Source organism: Pelosinus baikalensis (assembly GCF_020819555.1).
In the GTDB taxonomy this organism is placed as follows: domain Bacteria; phylum Bacillota; class Negativicutes; order DSM-13327; family DSM-13327; genus Pelosinus; species Pelosinus baikalensis.
Window position 1 is genome coordinate 14,984 of the sequence record NZ_JAJHJB010000023.1, and the last position, 14,709, is coordinate 29,692.

At 38.5% G+C, this 14,709-nt stretch carries 18 protein-coding genes and 1 pseudogene; 14 read left to right on the forward strand and 5 right to left on the reverse strand.

Going from position 1 to position 14,709, the window contains the following annotated elements:
* Window positions 1–203 precede the first annotated feature (203 nt).
* A pseudogene (locus LMF89_RS15650) lies at window positions 204–1,265 on the forward strand (catalase).
* Window positions 1,266–1,321: 56 nt separating this feature from the next.
* Window positions 1,322–1,654, forward strand: coding sequence for a catalase-related domain-containing protein (locus tag LMF89_RS15655; RefSeq protein WP_229535960.1), 333 nt, complete (start codon window positions 1,322–1,324; stop codon window positions 1,652–1,654).
* A gap of 59 nt (window positions 1,655–1,713) precedes the next feature.
* Here LMF89_RS15655 and LMF89_RS15660 read toward each other — a convergent pair whose 3' ends face one another.
* The gene (locus LMF89_RS15660) at window positions 1,714–2,358 is read right to left on the reverse strand and encodes a helix-turn-helix transcriptional regulator (protein WP_229535910.1); all 645 of its coding nucleotides are present in this window, start codon (window positions 2,356–2,358) and stop codon (window positions 1,714–1,716) included.
* A 157-nt stretch (window positions 2,359–2,515) separates the two neighbouring features.
* Between LMF89_RS15660 and LMF89_RS15665 the strand changes: the two genes are divergently transcribed.
* From LMF89_RS15665 to LMF89_RS15690, 7 genes are all read left to right on the forward strand, one after another.
* Window positions 2,516–3,508, forward strand: a complete 993-nt coding sequence (locus tag LMF89_RS15665) for a pyridoxal-phosphate dependent enzyme (RefSeq protein WP_007956293.1) — start codon at window positions 2,516–2,518, stop codon at window positions 3,506–3,508.
* 35 nt (window positions 3,509–3,543) lie between these two features.
* Window positions 3,544–3,921, forward strand: a complete 378-nt coding sequence (locus LMF89_RS15670) for a RidA family protein (protein WP_229535911.1) — start codon at window positions 3,544–3,546, stop codon at window positions 3,919–3,921.
* A 278-nt stretch (window positions 3,922–4,199) separates the two neighbouring features.
* Window positions 4,200–4,325 carry a hypothetical protein gene (locus LMF89_RS25845; protein ID WP_255711412.1) on the forward strand — a complete coding sequence of 42 codons (126 nt, stop codon included), beginning with the start codon at window positions 4,200–4,202 and terminating at the stop codon, window positions 4,323–4,325.
* A 172-nt stretch (window positions 4,326–4,497) separates the two neighbouring features.
* Entirely contained in the window at window positions 4,498–4,893 is a 396-nt protein-coding gene (locus LMF89_RS15675) for a pyridoxal-phosphate dependent enzyme (RefSeq protein WP_229535912.1), read from the forward strand.
* Complete coding sequence (locus LMF89_RS15680; RefSeq protein WP_229535961.1) at window positions 4,862–5,164, forward strand: pyridoxal-phosphate dependent enzyme; 303 nt, start codon at window positions 4,862–4,864, stop codon at window positions 5,162–5,164. The genes LMF89_RS15675 and LMF89_RS15680 overlap by 32 nt, the downstream gene beginning before the upstream one ends.
* Before the next feature lie 67 nt (window positions 5,165–5,231).
* Complete coding sequence (locus LMF89_RS15685) at window positions 5,232–6,068, forward strand: MBL fold metallo-hydrolase (RefSeq protein WP_229535913.1); 837 nt, start codon at window positions 5,232–5,234, stop codon at window positions 6,066–6,068.
* 213 nt (window positions 6,069–6,281) lie between these two features.
* On the forward strand, window positions 6,282–6,641 hold the full coding sequence (locus LMF89_RS15690; protein WP_229535914.1) for a hypothetical protein: 360 nt from the start codon (window positions 6,282–6,284) through the stop codon (window positions 6,639–6,641).
* A 420-nt stretch (window positions 6,642–7,061) separates the two neighbouring features.
* Here LMF89_RS15690 and LMF89_RS15695 read toward each other — a convergent pair whose 3' ends face one another.
* The gene (locus tag LMF89_RS15695; RefSeq protein WP_229535915.1) at window positions 7,062–7,487 is read right to left on the reverse strand and encodes a hypothetical protein; all 426 of its coding nucleotides are present in this window, start codon (window positions 7,485–7,487) and stop codon (window positions 7,062–7,064) included.
* 177 nt (window positions 7,488–7,664) lie between these two features.
* Between LMF89_RS15695 and LMF89_RS15700 the strand changes: the two genes are divergently transcribed.
* A complete protein-coding gene (locus LMF89_RS15700) occupies window positions 7,665–8,117 on the forward strand; it encodes an N-acetyltransferase (RefSeq protein ID WP_007956278.1) in 453 nt (150 codons plus the stop codon).
* Window positions 8,118–8,196: 79 nt separating this feature from the next.
* Here LMF89_RS15700 and LMF89_RS15705 read toward each other — a convergent pair whose 3' ends face one another.
* The 3 genes from LMF89_RS15705 to LMF89_RS15715 form a co-directional block, all read right to left on the reverse strand.
* Complete coding sequence (locus LMF89_RS15705; protein WP_229535916.1) at window positions 8,197–9,762, reverse strand: DHA2 family efflux MFS transporter permease subunit; 1,566 nt, start codon at window positions 9,760–9,762, stop codon at window positions 8,197–8,199.
* Window positions 9,755–10,810 carry an HlyD family secretion protein gene (locus tag LMF89_RS15710; protein ID WP_229535917.1) on the reverse strand — a complete coding sequence of 352 codons (1,056 nt, stop codon included), beginning with the start codon at window positions 10,808–10,810 and terminating at the stop codon, window positions 9,755–9,757. Before LMF89_RS15710 ends, LMF89_RS15705 begins: the two co-directional genes overlap by 8 nt.
* A 152-nt stretch (window positions 10,811–10,962) precedes the next feature.
* Complete coding sequence (locus tag LMF89_RS15715) at window positions 10,963–11,412, reverse strand: MarR family transcriptional regulator (RefSeq protein ID WP_229535918.1); 450 nt, start codon at window positions 11,410–11,412, stop codon at window positions 10,963–10,965.
* 236 nt (window positions 11,413–11,648) lie between these two features.
* On the opposite strand from LMF89_RS15715, the gene LMF89_RS15720 reads away from it, so the two are divergent.
* The 4 genes from LMF89_RS15720 (at window position 11,649) to LMF89_RS15735 (ending at window position 14,562) form a co-directional block, all read left to right on the forward strand.
* The gene (locus LMF89_RS15720; RefSeq protein WP_229535919.1) at window positions 11,649–11,969 is read left to right on the forward strand and encodes a hypothetical protein; all 321 of its coding nucleotides are present in this window, start codon (window positions 11,649–11,651) and stop codon (window positions 11,967–11,969) included.
* 283 nt (window positions 11,970–12,252) lie between these two features.
* Entirely contained in the window at window positions 12,253–13,077 is an 825-nt protein-coding gene (gene blaOXA, locus LMF89_RS15725; RefSeq protein ID WP_229535920.1) for a class D beta-lactamase, read from the forward strand.
* Between the two features lie 132 nt (window positions 13,078–13,209).
* Window positions 13,210–13,890, forward strand: a complete 681-nt coding sequence (locus tag LMF89_RS15730; protein WP_229535921.1) for an FHA domain-containing protein — start codon at window positions 13,210–13,212, stop codon at window positions 13,888–13,890.
* Window positions 13,891–14,226: 336 nt separating this feature from the next.
* Window positions 14,227–14,562: a hypothetical protein gene (locus LMF89_RS15735; RefSeq protein WP_229535922.1), complete on the forward strand. Its 336-nt coding sequence runs from the start codon at window positions 14,227–14,229 to the stop codon at window positions 14,560–14,562.
* The last annotated feature ends 147 nt before the right edge of the window (window positions 14,563–14,709 follow it).

Below are 14,709 nucleotides of genomic sequence, written 5' to 3' on the forward strand. Positions count from 1 at the left end.
CAAGCAGAATAAAGAAAAATGCTAAAATAAATGAAGTGGCTATTGCCATCTTCAAATTGTAGAAAAAAGGTACTTTACACCAGAGGTAAAGTACCTTTTTTCTATAAAACTGCAAAGTAGGAGGTAGCTTAAAAATCTTATTCATGAGTAGTCCCCAAATTAAATATATTATAAAAGAATTTGTAATGTGGGGGAGAAGGAAAATGGAGAAACGCTATCTTACCAGCAATCAGGGGACACCTGTTACTAATGATCAACAATCATTAACTGTAGGTGAATGGGGTCCAATATTACTTGAGGATATTGTTTTCCTCGAAAAGATTTCTCATTTTGATAGGGAGAGGATTCCTGAAAGAGTACTACACGCGAAAGGAGCTGGAGCTTTTGGTTTTTTTATACCCTATAAATCAATGGCTTCATTAACTAAGGCAGATTTTTTACAGGACACAGAGAAGAAAACCCCTGTTTTTGTTAGGTTTTCAGTAGCAGGCGGCTCTTTGGGTGGGGCAGATACCGTGAGGGATATCAGAGGATTCTCCGTAAAATTTTATACAGATGAAGGAAATTATGATATTGTTGGCAACCATATTCCGGTGTTTCCCCTCAGAGACCCGATTCAATTTCCAGACTTAGTTCATGTCTTAAAGCCAGATCCAGTTGCGAATGTCCGAGGTGGACCGATAGCTGCCAGCCGTTTCTGGGATTTCATGTCTCTAAGGCCGGAGTCTATGAATTTTCTTACCTACTTGTTTGCGGATAATGGGACTGTCAAAAGCTATAGAACCATTCAAGGGTATGGAGTTAATACCTATAAGTGGGTGAATATACGGGGGGAGGAAGTATATGTTAAGTATCATTGGGAACCCTGCGCTGGTGTTGAATACATAGACAGTAAGACGGCAGTTTAACTTGCCGGTAGTGACCCTGACGTAGCGAGTAGGGATTTGTTTGATACCATTGCCGCAGGGCATGCTGTCGAATATGAGATGCGTGTACAAATCCTGAAAGTGGAAGATGAATGCAATCTACCATTTGATCCATTGGATTCTACTAATATTTGGCCAGAGGACTTATTTCCATTGATGCCGGTAGGCAGGATGGTGCTAAATAAAAATCCAGATAATTTTTTTGTTGAAGTTGAACAATCTGCCTTTTCTCCTGCGGCCATTGTACCGGGTATCGATTTCTCAAATGATAAAATACTCCAAGGTCGTATTTTTTCCTATGGAGATACGCAACGATACCGTATGGGGTTAATTATTTAGCACTTCCCACTAATATGCCTAGAAGGCCAATTGCTAATAAGATGCAGGATGGAACCATGCAAACCATGTACAGTGAAGGTGTTGCTAACTATTTACCCAATACGTTAGGCGGTGGGATGCCCATGCCAGCACCTGAGATCGGGAAACGCCCTCAGGAATTTGTTTCAGGCAATGTGGCTCGATCAGAAATAACAGGTGATGATTATTATCAAGCCGGCTGCAGATACCGGATGATGTCGGTGCTTGAAAAGAAACACTTGGTCTCAAATATTGTAGAAAATTTAAATCAAGCCTACGAGCCTATTCAAAGGAGAATGATTGAACATTTTATGCAGGTAGATCATGAACTTGGCAGCAGAATTGCACAGGGGATAAATCTGAACATATAAATTTTGATGCTACCCTGCCTACGAACTTAGGCAGGGTAGCATTCATTGTTCAGGCCCCATTATTTATATTGAGGTTTTTTTATTTCATCTAAATAACTATAAACAGTTACCTTAGAAATATTTAATTTTTCAGCAACTCTTTCAATGGCTCCTTTGATTAAAAAGAGTCCTTTTTTATCCATAAAATAAATTAACTCAATTTTATCTTTTCGTTTTAAGTGCTCGATTTTTGTATTACCGATGATTTTATCTATTAAATCAACCACAATTTCCATTACATTATCAAAAGGCTCCACTGCTGTTTCGATCTTTTCTTGTTCAGCAGCCATAAATTCATCTAAAAAGTTTTTAATATGATTTAGTTTTTCTAAATCATAATTTATACACAACGCTCCGATTACTTTATCTTCGGAATCTCTAATGAGTGCAGTAGAAGATTTTATTTTTCTGCCATCTTCCGTAATGGTAATATAATTTGCATTATAATCATTATCGAATTTTTTAGATAGGAGAACATCTTTCACTAGGTGATCAAAAGATTGTCCAATTTCACGTCCCGTTACGTGATTATTAATCGTATACACTACTGAATTTTGAGGAATTGATAAATCATGGATGACCACTTCGCAGTTTTTACCGAAGGTTTTAGCGATTAAATTTGCTATAGGTATATATGTTTCTAATTTTTTGTTTGTGTACATCATTGAATCATTCTCCGTTTATATAAAAACTTATATAAATATCTTGATTTTATATAAAAAAATATATATTATATAAAATATAAGGTGATTTATATGTATATTATATAATTTTTTATATGATAGTCAACTATTCATCAAAAAAATATACAAAGGGGTTGTTATGATGCATTTTTACTGTTCTCGATGTGAAAAGGACTATCCAATTGAGGGGCTTGACTATCAGTGTGAGTGTGGCGGACTTTTTCAATTGTATAAAGAAGAGGACGAAAAGATTACGGCAACCGTATCCTTAGGAGAAGTTAAGACTCCGATCATAAAAAGGATTTTACAGGGAAGGGAAATCTATTTAAAGCTGGATTATATGCAGCCTACAGGTTCTTTTAAAGATCGTGGAGCCTTTGCCGTGATTAATAAATTAAAGGAATTAGGCATTAACGAAATTGTTGAAGATTCCTCTGGTAATGCAGGGGCTGCCTTTGCCGGATATTGTGCTGCGGCAGGAATCAAGTGCAATATTTATTTGCCAGAGAGTACATCCCCAGGAAAAATTAAACAAATTAATGCTTATAAGGCAAACGTAGTGAAGGTTCCAGGGACACGTGATGACACAGCTAAAGCAATATTGAAGGCTGCTAAAACCACGTATTATGCTTCACATGTATATAATCCCTTGTTTTTTGAAGGTACTAAATCTCTTGCGTTTGAGATTTATGAGCAAATAGGCATTCCGGATTATATAGTAGTTCCTGCTGGCAACGGAACGATGTTATTGGGAATTTATAAAGGATTTAAAGAAATGGGACGACTTCCCCGCATTATTGTTGTACAAAGCAGGAATTGTGCGCCAGTATTCAGCAAATTTAAAAATCAGTCAGTTGGTGAAATGAAACCAACTGCAGCGGAAGGCATTGCTATTCAAGAGCCAAAGAGAATCGACGAAATGATAGAGGCTGTAACAGACAGCAAAGGTGATATTATTGTAGTGGATGATGTAGAGGTAATCAAGGCTCAGGAAATGCTTGGTGAAATGGGAATTTATATAGAAGTCACTTCAGGAGCTGCAGTCGCCGGAATGCTGCAATATTTTAAAGATGGATATGATAATAAACTCAATATTGTTGTACCGTTAACTGGTATGGGACTCAAAAAATAAGGATTTAACAGAAACAAATGTTGGAGGTATGTTGCATGAAAATGGTTAGTACGCCCTATTCTCTTCAATCCAAGGGGCATTATTCTCCTGCGGTAATCCATGGCGATCTAGTGTATGTATCAGGTCAATTACCAATTAACTACGCTGTAGGTGAAACGTTACCCGCGGGAGGCATAGAAGAACAAACGCGGGTAGCGTTAAAAAACCTGGATGATATACTAAAACAGTGTGGAAGCTATAAACAGCAGGTGCTTAAGACTACGGTATATATTTCAGATATCACGTATTGGTCGGCTGTTAATGAGATATATATAGAATTTTTTGGAGATCATAAACCGTCTCGTACTATCGTACCAACTAATACCCTTCATTTTGGTGCACTGATTGAAATTGATGCGATTGCCGCCTGTTAATGACAAAACCTTCCGAAACTCCTGCCAGATTCTATCAGGATCTGGCAGGAGTTTCTTGTAATCCAACGATATAATTAACAACTACGAAAATTTTTTCGCGCCTTCCAGAGTTGGCGAATAAGAATTGCCCCCAATACATCGATTTAATAAAAGTATGAACATCATCACACTCGTGAGAATTACCATATTCAAAAATAATTCAAAGATTGTCAATGTACAATCTGTATTATGCATATTCTTATTCAAAGACAGAATGTTTTTGGAGGTAGAGGTGTTACATGTCAGAAGAGATTCTAGAAGTAGAAATGAGCAAAGACGAATTAGAACAATTGATCATGGACCTCCCAAGAATTTTAAAAGATCTTGAGCAAATGACAATAGAGAATACTACGAAAGTAAAATAATGTTGATCATACAAAGTTTTCAGCAGGACTTAGCATTTAGTAAAGAGAAGCTGTTTCTAATCTACCTTATTGGTAGACTAAGGACAGCTTCTCTTTTGATAGGAAGAAGTTAAAACCTGTGTTTCAAATGAGACAAATAGCCGTATCCTTTAAGAGAAATGGAGGTAATGGGATGTATTTAGCACAATATCCTCGGCGACGGTATACAGAAGGTCACACGCCGCTGGAAAAATTGGAACGTCTGACTGCTGCTGTCGGAGGGGCGAATATTTATATAAAGCGTGATGACTTGCTTGGTTTAACCGGTGGCGGAAATAAGACGCGCAAGCTGGAATTCTTAGTTGCCGACGCTCTAAAACAAGGAGCAGATACACTGATCACATGCGGTGGTATACAATCCAACCATTGTCGCTTAACGTTAGCTGCCGCCGTGAAAGAAGGACTGAAATGTCGGCTGATATTACTGCCATATACCGATAACCGGAATCAGTGTTTTAAATTCGAAAGAAGTTCTGCAAAAGCGTATAGCAGAAATAATCGAAAAAATAGCAGATTATCTGGGAGTTAACGTTCCGATACCTCAGGAAGCAGTTAGCTTGTTTGATGAGTATTTGGGAGAGGGATATACAGTGCCTACTGCTGGAATGATTGAAGCTGTCAAACTAGCGGCTAGGACTGAAGGGATTTTGCTTGATCCTACCTATACCGGGAAAGCAATGGCTGGGCTAATTGATCTGACTAGAAAAGGTTATTTCAAAAAGAGTGATAACGTACTTTTCTTGCATACTGGTGGTTTACCAGGATTATATGCCAATATGCCATTATTTCTAGAAGATTAGAATTGTATTAATTTTTTTGTACTTAAGGTAATACCTTTAGAAGAGTGAGTAAATATGGAGGGCTAATGTGAAACTAACAGTCTTAGTTGATAATAATACTATCATTGATAGATATTTTTATGCTGAACCCGGAGTATCCTATTTTATCGAGTGTGATGATGAGAAATACTTGTTTGATACTGGATATTCAGATCTATTCCTGCGAAACGCCACTAAAATGGGTATTAATCTATTAGCATTAGATGGAATCGTTATTTCACATGGTCATAACGACCATACATGGGGGCTAGGCGAATTAGTTAAGCTTTATTCTGAGGCTGCAAGTGAAGGATATGGGTGCAAGAAACCTACAATAATCGCTCATCCTGACGCGTTCTTAGAGAGAAATGTAGATGGGCTTGATATTGGACCAATGTTATCTAACAATCAATTCAAGAGAACTTTTTCATTACAACTTAGTAAAGAACCTATATGGCTCACTCCTAAAATTGTATTTTTGGGAGAAATTGAACGAAATCATTCTTTTGAGATAGGAGATCCAATTGGCAAAGTGTTGCGGGGCGGTACTTGGGAAGATGATTATGTACTTGATGATTCTGCGTTAGCATATATATCCGATAATGGGTTGGTGATCATTACGGGGTGCTCCCATGCGGGGATTTGCAATATTATCGAATATGCTAAAAAAGTATGTAATGAAGAACGAATATATGATGTAGTTGGCGGGTTCCATCTATTAAATCCCTCCCAAAGAAGGCTGGGCAATACTGTTGAATATTTTAAAAAGTGCCAGCCTCATGCTATCCATACATGCCATTGTACCGATCTGCGTTCCAAAATAGGTTTAGCAAAAGCCGCAACTGTTGAAGAGGTTGGGGTGGGCTTGGTGCTAGAATATAAATGAAATCATAAATACAGATAGAAAACATGCCTGGATAGGTCAACCCAGGCATGTTTTTTTTCGATCACTTTTTTTAGATAAAGGTAAGTAACATGATGAATTGTTCGTCTTCCCGAAGGTCATAGCGAAGCAATCTCCTGCTTGTTAAGAAGCTGCTAGATATTTATAGATTTAAGTGATACAATAAATTAATGATATGATCGGAGGTGTGCACCTATGGAAAAGATTCTGCAGCAGTTACTAGAAGGTCAATTAGAAACAACTAAGGAATTGAAGAGGTTATCAGATGGACAAAATAAGCTATTTGATGGACAAGTTAAGCTATTTGAAGGTCAAGCTAAGTTATTTGAGGGTCAATCTCAAATAACACAAAGATTAGATACCATTGAAAATAGTTTAGATAATATTGATAGTAGACTCGCAGAAAATGCAAGGTTTATCTCTGCCTTATCTCAAGATGTAGCACGGACAGCAACTAGAGAAGACATTACTACCTTAAGTGCCAGTATAGAGACTTTAAACACTCGATTATTTAAGCAAGAGACTGAGTTAACACTACTGAAAACTGTAAGATAACAATCAATTAACAAAAGACTTTTATAGTAACCTGCTGAGAATATCGGCAGGTTTTATCGCATGGACCTTAGGTGGTTTTGGAATTGTGTTCACGATTGTTTCCTTATGGGTAGTAGATATCGTTCATAAATTGTATATTTCCTTCTTTGGATGATTCATCCTATTTTCTTAACTGAGGACATAGATATGATGTTGGCTTGTCCACAGTCTAAATGTATAGTTGCAAGTTTGCTAATACAGATGACGAATATAGGACTGAAAGAGTTAAGAAAGACCCAATAGACAGTAAGAAACTGTATGTTGGGTCTTTACCAGTTAAGTAGGTTTTAAGAGGCAAGCTTAAATTCTTTGAAATCGGCTTAGTTTTTTGTAATGAAAATAAGTTAGAAATACTTATTATAGATTTTTAAAATAACAAAGTCAAAAGTTTTGCTTAAAAGCTTCAATAAATTCCATATATAAATTTTTATGATCCGCTCTTTTTACCTCCGGTTCATTTAGCTTGATGATATCTCCGTTTATACACAGCATTTTAATGCTGTAAGTACACACTATTTCTTTATGAGTGCATTTATCTTCAAGTACATTCAATACCGTTTCGATTTTTATAATATCCTTTTTGAAATACTCAATCATATTGATTTGATCAAAGGTTAAGCAAAGACTAATCAGACTGGTGGTTGTCAAATACCATGCTTTGAACAAACAGTTGTCATAGTTGTTATGATCGATGAATTCTTCAAGATACCAATTGCAAATACAACTATGTTTATGGTTCAGTGCTAGATTCACTCTGGCTTTTACCCATTCAGGAAAGGAACTTAGACATTTGTCTTTTTTCTCCATAGAAACCCCTCCTTTTCTATAAAATTTTTGAAGGTAGTAATTATATGTTTTTAGGCATAAAAAAAGCACCTGGAGAAGAATAGGAAGCAAACCAAGGTAGTAGAGTCAGATAAATGGATTGTGAAAGCATTTTTATTAATGTATAATGTATAATTATACGTTAAGGGAGTGGTATAAGTGCTTTATCGTAAAGCTACATTCAAAGATGTAGAAACCATGTACACATTAATTAACGCTTATGCTGAACAAGGATTAATGTTAGGGCGTTCGCGTAATATGCTGTATGAATGCCTGCGGGACTTTGTTTTGGCAGAAGATAATGGAGAAGTTGTTGGCATGGGGGCGCTGCATTTAGTGTGGGATGCGCTTGCGGAAATTAGAGCAATGGCAATCGCACCTCATGTCACGAAATCAGGCATTGGTCGCAGCATTGTACAGGCACTAATTGAAGAAGCAAAAACCTTAGAGATAAAGACGATCTTTACCTTGACCTATCAGCCTGGATTTTTTATAAAACAGGGTTTTAACGAATTATCAAAAGATCAATTGCCTCATAAGGTCTGGAAAGAATGCATTAACTGTACTAAGTTTCCCAACTGTGATGAAATTGCTCTGAACATAGAAATATAAGAAAGAATGGGTATTACTCGCAAAAGAGTAATGCCCATTCTTTTCTTTGTAGAATCAGAATATTTAAGTTAGAATTGCTCTAATGTGATGCAATCGGAGCACTTTTTTTCTGCAGTGCGTTGCTTGGCATGAACAGAGCAACAACAGCTAGAACCACCAATATAATGGCAACGAAGTTATAAGCATCTCTGTAAGCGAGAATATTGGCTTGCTGGATAAGCTCCTGATAGATTTTGGCTATTGCCATGGTGGACGCCTGAACGGCTGGCACACCCAAGTTCATAATTGATTGAGTGTAGTTTGCAATTGCGCTTTGATAACCAGGATCAGCAGTGGTCAGATGCTGTACCAGATGTGCTTGTTCGATCTGCTGGCTGTGTATGAGTTTGTTCGTTACCAGCGCAATGCCAATGCTGCCTCCTAAATTACGCATTAAAGAAACAATTGCTGAGGCATTACTGCTGCTTTCTGGAGAAATTTTCGAGAAGGCGAGGGTACTGGCAGGTATAAATAGAAAGGGAATACCGACTGTTTGCAGGGCACGTACAAGGACAAAGGTGCCGTAACCCGTTTGCGGTGTTACGAGCCCAGTTGCCCACATGCCAACGGCGCTTAGCAGCATGCCAAAAGAAATGAGATACTTTGCCTGAATTTTATTTACCAGTTTACCAACAATGGGCATCATAAACAAGGTGGCGATCCCGCCTGGTGAAAGTACCAAGCCGGATAGTGTCGCGTCATAACCGAAGCTTGTTTGCACCAGCATAGGTAATAACATGGCGCTTGAGTAAAGAGCAAAACCAACAAAGAAAATCATAATGCAGGGTAAACTAAAACTGGGAATGGCAAAGAGCTTTAGCTCAACTACCGGGTTTTTCTGCCGTAATATCCAAAAAACAGCTAGAATAAGACCGACAGCGGCAATGATCGCAAAGATTATGATAAAGGAGCTGTCAAACCAATCTTCCTGTTGTCCTTTATCTAGAACGATTTGCAGGGCTCCGAGACCAAGGGCAATTAGGCTGAGGCCAATATAGTCGATAGAATCGACTTTTTGTTTTTGTGCACTGGGTGGGTCTACAACCAAGCTATTGACGAGAAAGGCCGCCAACAGGCCGACAGGCACGTTCATAAAAAAAATCCAGCGCCAGCTAAAGTTATCCGTGATGAGACCGCCTAGCGTTGGTCCCAATATGGGAGCTAATACTGTTGTTATTCCTGTAATGGCAAAGGCCATTCCCAGCTTTTCCGCGGGAAAACTGTCTTTGATGATGGCCTGCTGGCTAGGCTGCAAGCCGCCACCTGTTAAACCCTGCAATAATCGAAATACAATTAGCATAGGCAGCGAAGTGGCAATACCGCATAGAAAAGAGGTAAGAGTAAATCCTAAAATACAGAAGATGAAAAAGTTCTTGCGTCCCATCAGGGCGGATAACCAGCCGGATAGGGGTAGAATAATGCCGTTGGCTACCAGGTAGGAGGTAAGCACCCAGGTGCTTTCCTCTGAACTGGCGCCCAGTGAGCCGGAAATGTGAGAAAGTGCAACATTGGCAATCGTTGTATCCAGTACTTCCATGAAGGCGGCAAGACTAACGGCGATTGATATCAAAAGAGGGTTTACGGGTCTTAGTGTATCGTCACTCATGACGATATCCTGCGTTTGCTGTGTGAACCGTTGGTATTACCGACATGCCAGGACCTAGATGAATGCTATCTGGCAAGTTGTCAAACACGATTTTTACGGGAACGCGCTGTACGATTTTAACAAAGTTCCCGGTAGCATTCTCAGCCGGGAAAAGAGAAAAATGGGAGCCTGTACCAGCTTGGATGCTGTCTACCTTACCGTGCAGCTTCACATTAGGGAAGGCGTCAATCTTGATATCAACGGATTGTCCAGGCTGCATATGTTCTAACTGTGTTTCTTTGAAATTGGCAACAACCCATAAGTCTGTGCCGACTAAAGAAGCTAATTGGCTTCCTGCCTGCACATAATTGCCGATTTCTACACTGCGGTTTGTAATACGCCCATCGATAGGAGCTATAATTTTGGTATTTGCCAGATCATTTTCAGCTTGTGCAAGATCCACTTCGGCCTGTTTTACTTGTGCCTCTAATTGCTCACTTGTGCCTTTGGCTGCTGCGATCACGCTAGGTGCTGTATTGGCTGAATGAAGACCAGCGCGCATTTGATCCAACGTGGAGCGAGCTGACTTTTCTGTTGCGACCGCTTGATCCAACTGTTGCGAAGAGCAGGCACCAGAGCTGAATAAGCTTTCCATGCGTTGTCTATCGGCTAGTGTTTTTTCCCAAGTTGCTTGTGCAGATGACACCTGAGCGATTGCCGCATCAATGCTAGAGGGAGCAGAAATAGCAGCCGTCTCCAAGTTGCTATGAGAAGCATTAGCCGCTGCTTGAGCGGCAGCCAATGCAGCCTTAGCCCGGTCCCGCTTGATAATATAATCAGTAGGATCAATTTCCAAAAGTACATCGCCGGACTTTACTAACTGATTGTCTTGCACATTCAAGGTTTTCACATAGCCTTGTACTTTCGGGCTTAATACTACTGTGCGGCCGTCAATACCGGCATCGTCTGTTGATACTTCACCGTGTTGTGAATAGTAATAGGCGCCGACCCCGCCAAGTACGAGCAAAAGTACGATCATAAATTTAATAAATTTTGTAGTAACTTTCATAATATCACCTTTTCCTAAAATATTGAGATTTATATACTGGAGCCAATCATAGTAGGATTTTTTAAGAGAGGGCAGTTGTTTTATAAGGAGAGTAGTGCAATAGGCAATGTTAGCGAAATGTTTACCTGGTAAACATTTCGCTAACATTGTCTTTATTTTTCGATTCTATCAATGTACTCTTCGATTTCATGCATGATATCATGAAACATAAGTAATTCGGATTCTTGTAATGAATTGAACTTCTTAATAATGCCCTGATCTAGTTTTTTGTGAAATTCAATATGGCTTTGAAAAGACGCATGGCCTTTTGGGGTGAGTGTAAAGAGAACCATTTTTTTATTGTCCTTTGCTTGATAGCGATAGATCAGTTCTTTTTGTAAGAGTTTGCAAATAATCTTAGGAACGGCCCCCTTCGTAATACCTAGCTTATTGGCGATTTTTGTAACGTGGATCCCCGGATTTCGACCAATAATGTCAATCATGTGGATTTCAGATGCATACAAAACTTCGGTCCCAAAAATTCGTGGTTCTATAATTAATTCGGAGGCCTTATGGATTATTCGCAACATTGTTTCCAGTACATACTGACTTTGGTTAGGCATTTACTTACTTCCTTTGCTATTATAGAATACAGTTTTTTATTTACATAGCAATAGTATACCAAGTAAACAATAGGTGTCAAGTATTAACTTTATTGCACAGTAAGTATGATCGGATGATAAGCAAAAAGTTCATTCTATATTCTGCAAAAAGCGTAGCAATGGCTAAATGCTTGAAGTCGTGATAGAATTGTCATAATGTCGGATTCATTATGAACAAGAAAGTAGGAAATAATAGGATGCAATTTGCGATAGCAGAGAAATTTCACGAGAAGTATCTAGAAGATGTAGCGATGGAAATTAGTCAAGACAGTCTATGGAGAAAGAGGCTTTTTGAGGGGCAATACCATGAGCAGTTCTTAGCAACATATAAGGAATTAGAAGAACTTCCTTGTCAGCTATGGACTATCTTCTCCCAATATGGCTTAGAATTTTTAGTTTCAAAAGTTCAATCCTGTCCTGAAACATTTGATGAAAACTTAACCATCTTCAAATTTCAAGCAAAGGGATTTTCACATCTAGTGCGTTATTCAGGTAATGGTCGAAATAATTTTGAATGAATTTAGTTTAGTGAAATAAGATGTAATCCATAAATGGTGCAATGGTTTTTCATTGATCCAAAGGAATGGGATATTCTTATTAATTGTAAAGCCGCTAATCATCTACCTTTTAAGGAAGAATTAGCGGCTTTTACGATGTAGTTACATCTCGTTTGTTATATTACAATCTTGTTTCATTTTATTTGATTAAAGTTAGGAATGTGTTAGTTTGCTGTTATTGTTTTTGGTATTTTACAATATTATAATTAGGGACAATAGTAGAAAATATTAAGAGGTGGTAATAATGAAAAAACAAAGTATCGTGATGTTAATAATGCTCTTTTTTATGGTAGGTTCGGTTGCAGCTTCTTGTGCCAGTAAAATACAACCAGCTGAGGCGTTGGATGTTGCTGCTATCAGCGTAGATGAATTTTTTCCAAAGAGTGAAGGAACATTCGTCCTCAAAGATTTAGAATCAGGAAAAATATTTAGTTATAACAACGAGAGAGCCAAAGAGCAAAGAGCCCCAAACTCCACCTTTAAGATTATGAATTCATTAATTGGTTTGCAGGTAAAAGCCGTTAAAGATGAATATGAGATTAAATATTGGGATGGCACTAAAAGGACATTAGATAACTGGAATCAAGATCATACTCTTGGTTCTAGCATGAGAAATTCTGTTGTTTGGTATTATCAAGAGATGGCTCGGGATATCGGTGAAGGGCGTATGCAGGAATGGCTGGACCGGTGTTCCTACGGTAATCGTGACATTAGCGGGGGCATTGATCGGTTCTGGCTCAGTAGCTCATTGAAGATTTCTCCATTTGAGCAGATTGATTTTCTTGAAGGGTTATATCGGGAAACTCTTCCCTTTGATAAAGGCGTAATGAAAACCGTTAAACGGATCATGATTCAACAGGAAGGTGATGAGTACATACTATATGGAAAGACAGGAAGCTCAGGACTTGAAGATGGCTTATCAACAGGTTGGTTCGTAGGTTTTGTTGTTATAAAGGGACACCCTTATGTATTTGCCACTAATCTTGATAGCCAGGAAGAATTTGCAGGTCCAGCCGCTAAAAAGGTGACGATAGGGATTCTCCGGAAATATAATTTGGTTACACGATAGCAATCGGTAGTTGCCAGACCCGGTAAGATGCAATCGTAGTCAGTTATAGCAAGAAGAGTCATTTTTAGTATTGAAAGAGCAGGACTAAAAGAGTATAGTAAAATAAATGACTGTGACTATGGAGGGTTGGTTTTGCAATTACGTGCTTGTCTTATAGTGGAAAGAGGAGAACCTTACGAAGCCGGCACTCGCATCGAACTTCTTAACGGCGAAGTGTACCTTGGTCGCTCCAGTCTTGATCAGCAAGTAGATGTGAGCTTTTCCAATCAGCTGATATCTCGTAAGCATTGCTATATTGTACATAATGAAGATGATGTAATACTGTGCGATTTAGGGAGTAAGCATGGCACAATGATAAATGGAAAAGCAATCACTCCTTATGAAAAGTATATTCTTCATACAGGAGATACAATCAGCTTGTCTATGGGTATCGTGGCAATCCGAATTGTCAGCGCTTCCAAGAATGAAGAAACAATGGATTTAAGTCAAACCCAATCCATGTCTTTGAGAAAGAATACTTCAATTGCTGTGGAGTGTGCTAAGTGGGAATGCCATATTGACGGGCAGCTGGTTAGCTTGACGGAAAAAGAATGGCGCTTCTTTAAGCTGCTATATGATCATGCCAATACAGTAGTGACCTATGATGAAATTAGGGCGGCAGTATGGCCGGAAAGAATTCTTGGCAAAAGTGCACTTCCTGATGCAGGAATCGATGAAATCAACGTGTTGATTTATCGTGTGCGCAAAAAACTGGGAAAACGAGCCGAAATGTTAAAAGCAATGCGAGCTCGCGGATATGTGCTGAAATTATAAGATTATATTAGAGAAAGAAATTTGAAACAATTAAGAACCCGCGAATATGCGGGTTCTTTTGTACGTAGAGAAGGTATAATTTTCTGGAGGATGAAGCAGTAGTTCGTCATTGCGAGCATAGCAAGCAATCTCCTGCTTGTTAAACATTTTCTTATAGTAGAGAGAATATAAAGTTTTACTGATAAAATTAATAAAATGTTAACTTGAAAGTAATAGTTAACGTTATTTTTTGTGTTATCTTTTAATTACAGATACAAAAATTGTTTTAGTTCGAGAGTTGCATAAGTGAATCCTGTCAGTCATAAGTAAGACGTTTGTGTTAGGAGGAGAATTCTATTGAGTTATTTACATCTTTCAGAGATCAAGCTTGGAATGACTCTTAATCAAGTACTGGTAAGTCCAAATGGCAATATGGTTCTTGGTCAGGGGACAGTGATGAATGAGTATTTACTATCGTGCTTAAAAGATTGGAACGTGAAAGGCGTCGATGTGATCGAAGAAGCTGCTGCTGAATTTAATCTTGCTGAGATTGAAAGAATGATTTCTGATATCGTGATATCCTTAACTGATAACGCACCAATCGAAACCCATTTGCAAAGCGCTGCCCAGGTACATTCTGAAATAGAAACAGAATTAAAAGGCTTGCTTAATCGAGTATGTTGGGAAGATTGATGGGGGAAATGCACTGTTGATTTTCCATGACCTAGCAATGTAGAAACCCTGTAGTGCCGAAGCACAAAAACCTTCGCGTCTTCGCGGTTCAAAAGGTTTTATTTTTTTTAGTACGCGTCAGAGTTTTTCTTATAAGGAGAGGATTTT

Coding starts and splice junctions, on each gene's coding strand:
- LMF89_RS15655 (WP_229535960.1), top strand. CDS start 1,322: ATGCAAACCATGTACAGTGAAGGTGTTGCTAACTATTTACCCAATACG.
- LMF89_RS15660 (WP_229535910.1), bottom strand. CDS start 2,358: ATGATGTACACAAACAAAAAATTAGAAACATATATACCTATAGCAAAT.
- LMF89_RS15665 (WP_007956293.1), top strand. CDS start 2,516: ATGATGCATTTTTACTGTTCTCGATGTGAAAAGGACTATCCAATTGAG.
- LMF89_RS15670 (WP_229535911.1), top strand. CDS start 3,544: ATGAAAATGGTTAGTACGCCCTATTCTCTTCAATCCAAGGGGCATTAT.
- LMF89_RS25845 (WP_255711412.1), top strand. CDS start 4,200: ATGTCAGAAGAGATTCTAGAAGTAGAAATGAGCAAAGACGAATTAGAA.
- LMF89_RS15675 (WP_229535912.1), top strand. CDS start 4,498: ATGTATTTAGCACAATATCCTCGGCGACGGTATACAGAAGGTCACACG.
- LMF89_RS15690 (WP_229535914.1), top strand. CDS start 6,282: ATGGAAAAGATTCTGCAGCAGTTACTAGAAGGTCAATTAGAAACAACT.
- LMF89_RS15695 (WP_229535915.1), bottom strand. CDS start 7,487: ATGGAGAAAAAAGACAAATGTCTAAGTTCCTTTCCTGAATGGGTAAAA.
- LMF89_RS15705 (WP_229535916.1), bottom strand. CDS start 9,762: ATGAGTGACGATACACTAAGACCCGTAAACCCTCTTTTGATATCAATC.
- LMF89_RS15710 (WP_229535917.1), bottom strand. CDS start 10,810: ATGAAAGTTACTACAAAATTTATTAAATTTATGATCGTACTTTTGCTC.
- LMF89_RS15715 (WP_229535918.1), bottom strand. CDS start 11,412: ATGCCTAACCAAAGTCAGTATGTACTGGAAACAATGTTGCGAATAATC.
- LMF89_RS15720 (WP_229535919.1), top strand. CDS start 11,649: ATGCAATTTGCGATAGCAGAGAAATTTCACGAGAAGTATCTAGAAGAT.
- blaOXA (WP_229535920.1), top strand. CDS start 12,253: ATGAAAAAACAAAGTATCGTGATGTTAATAATGCTCTTTTTTATGGTA.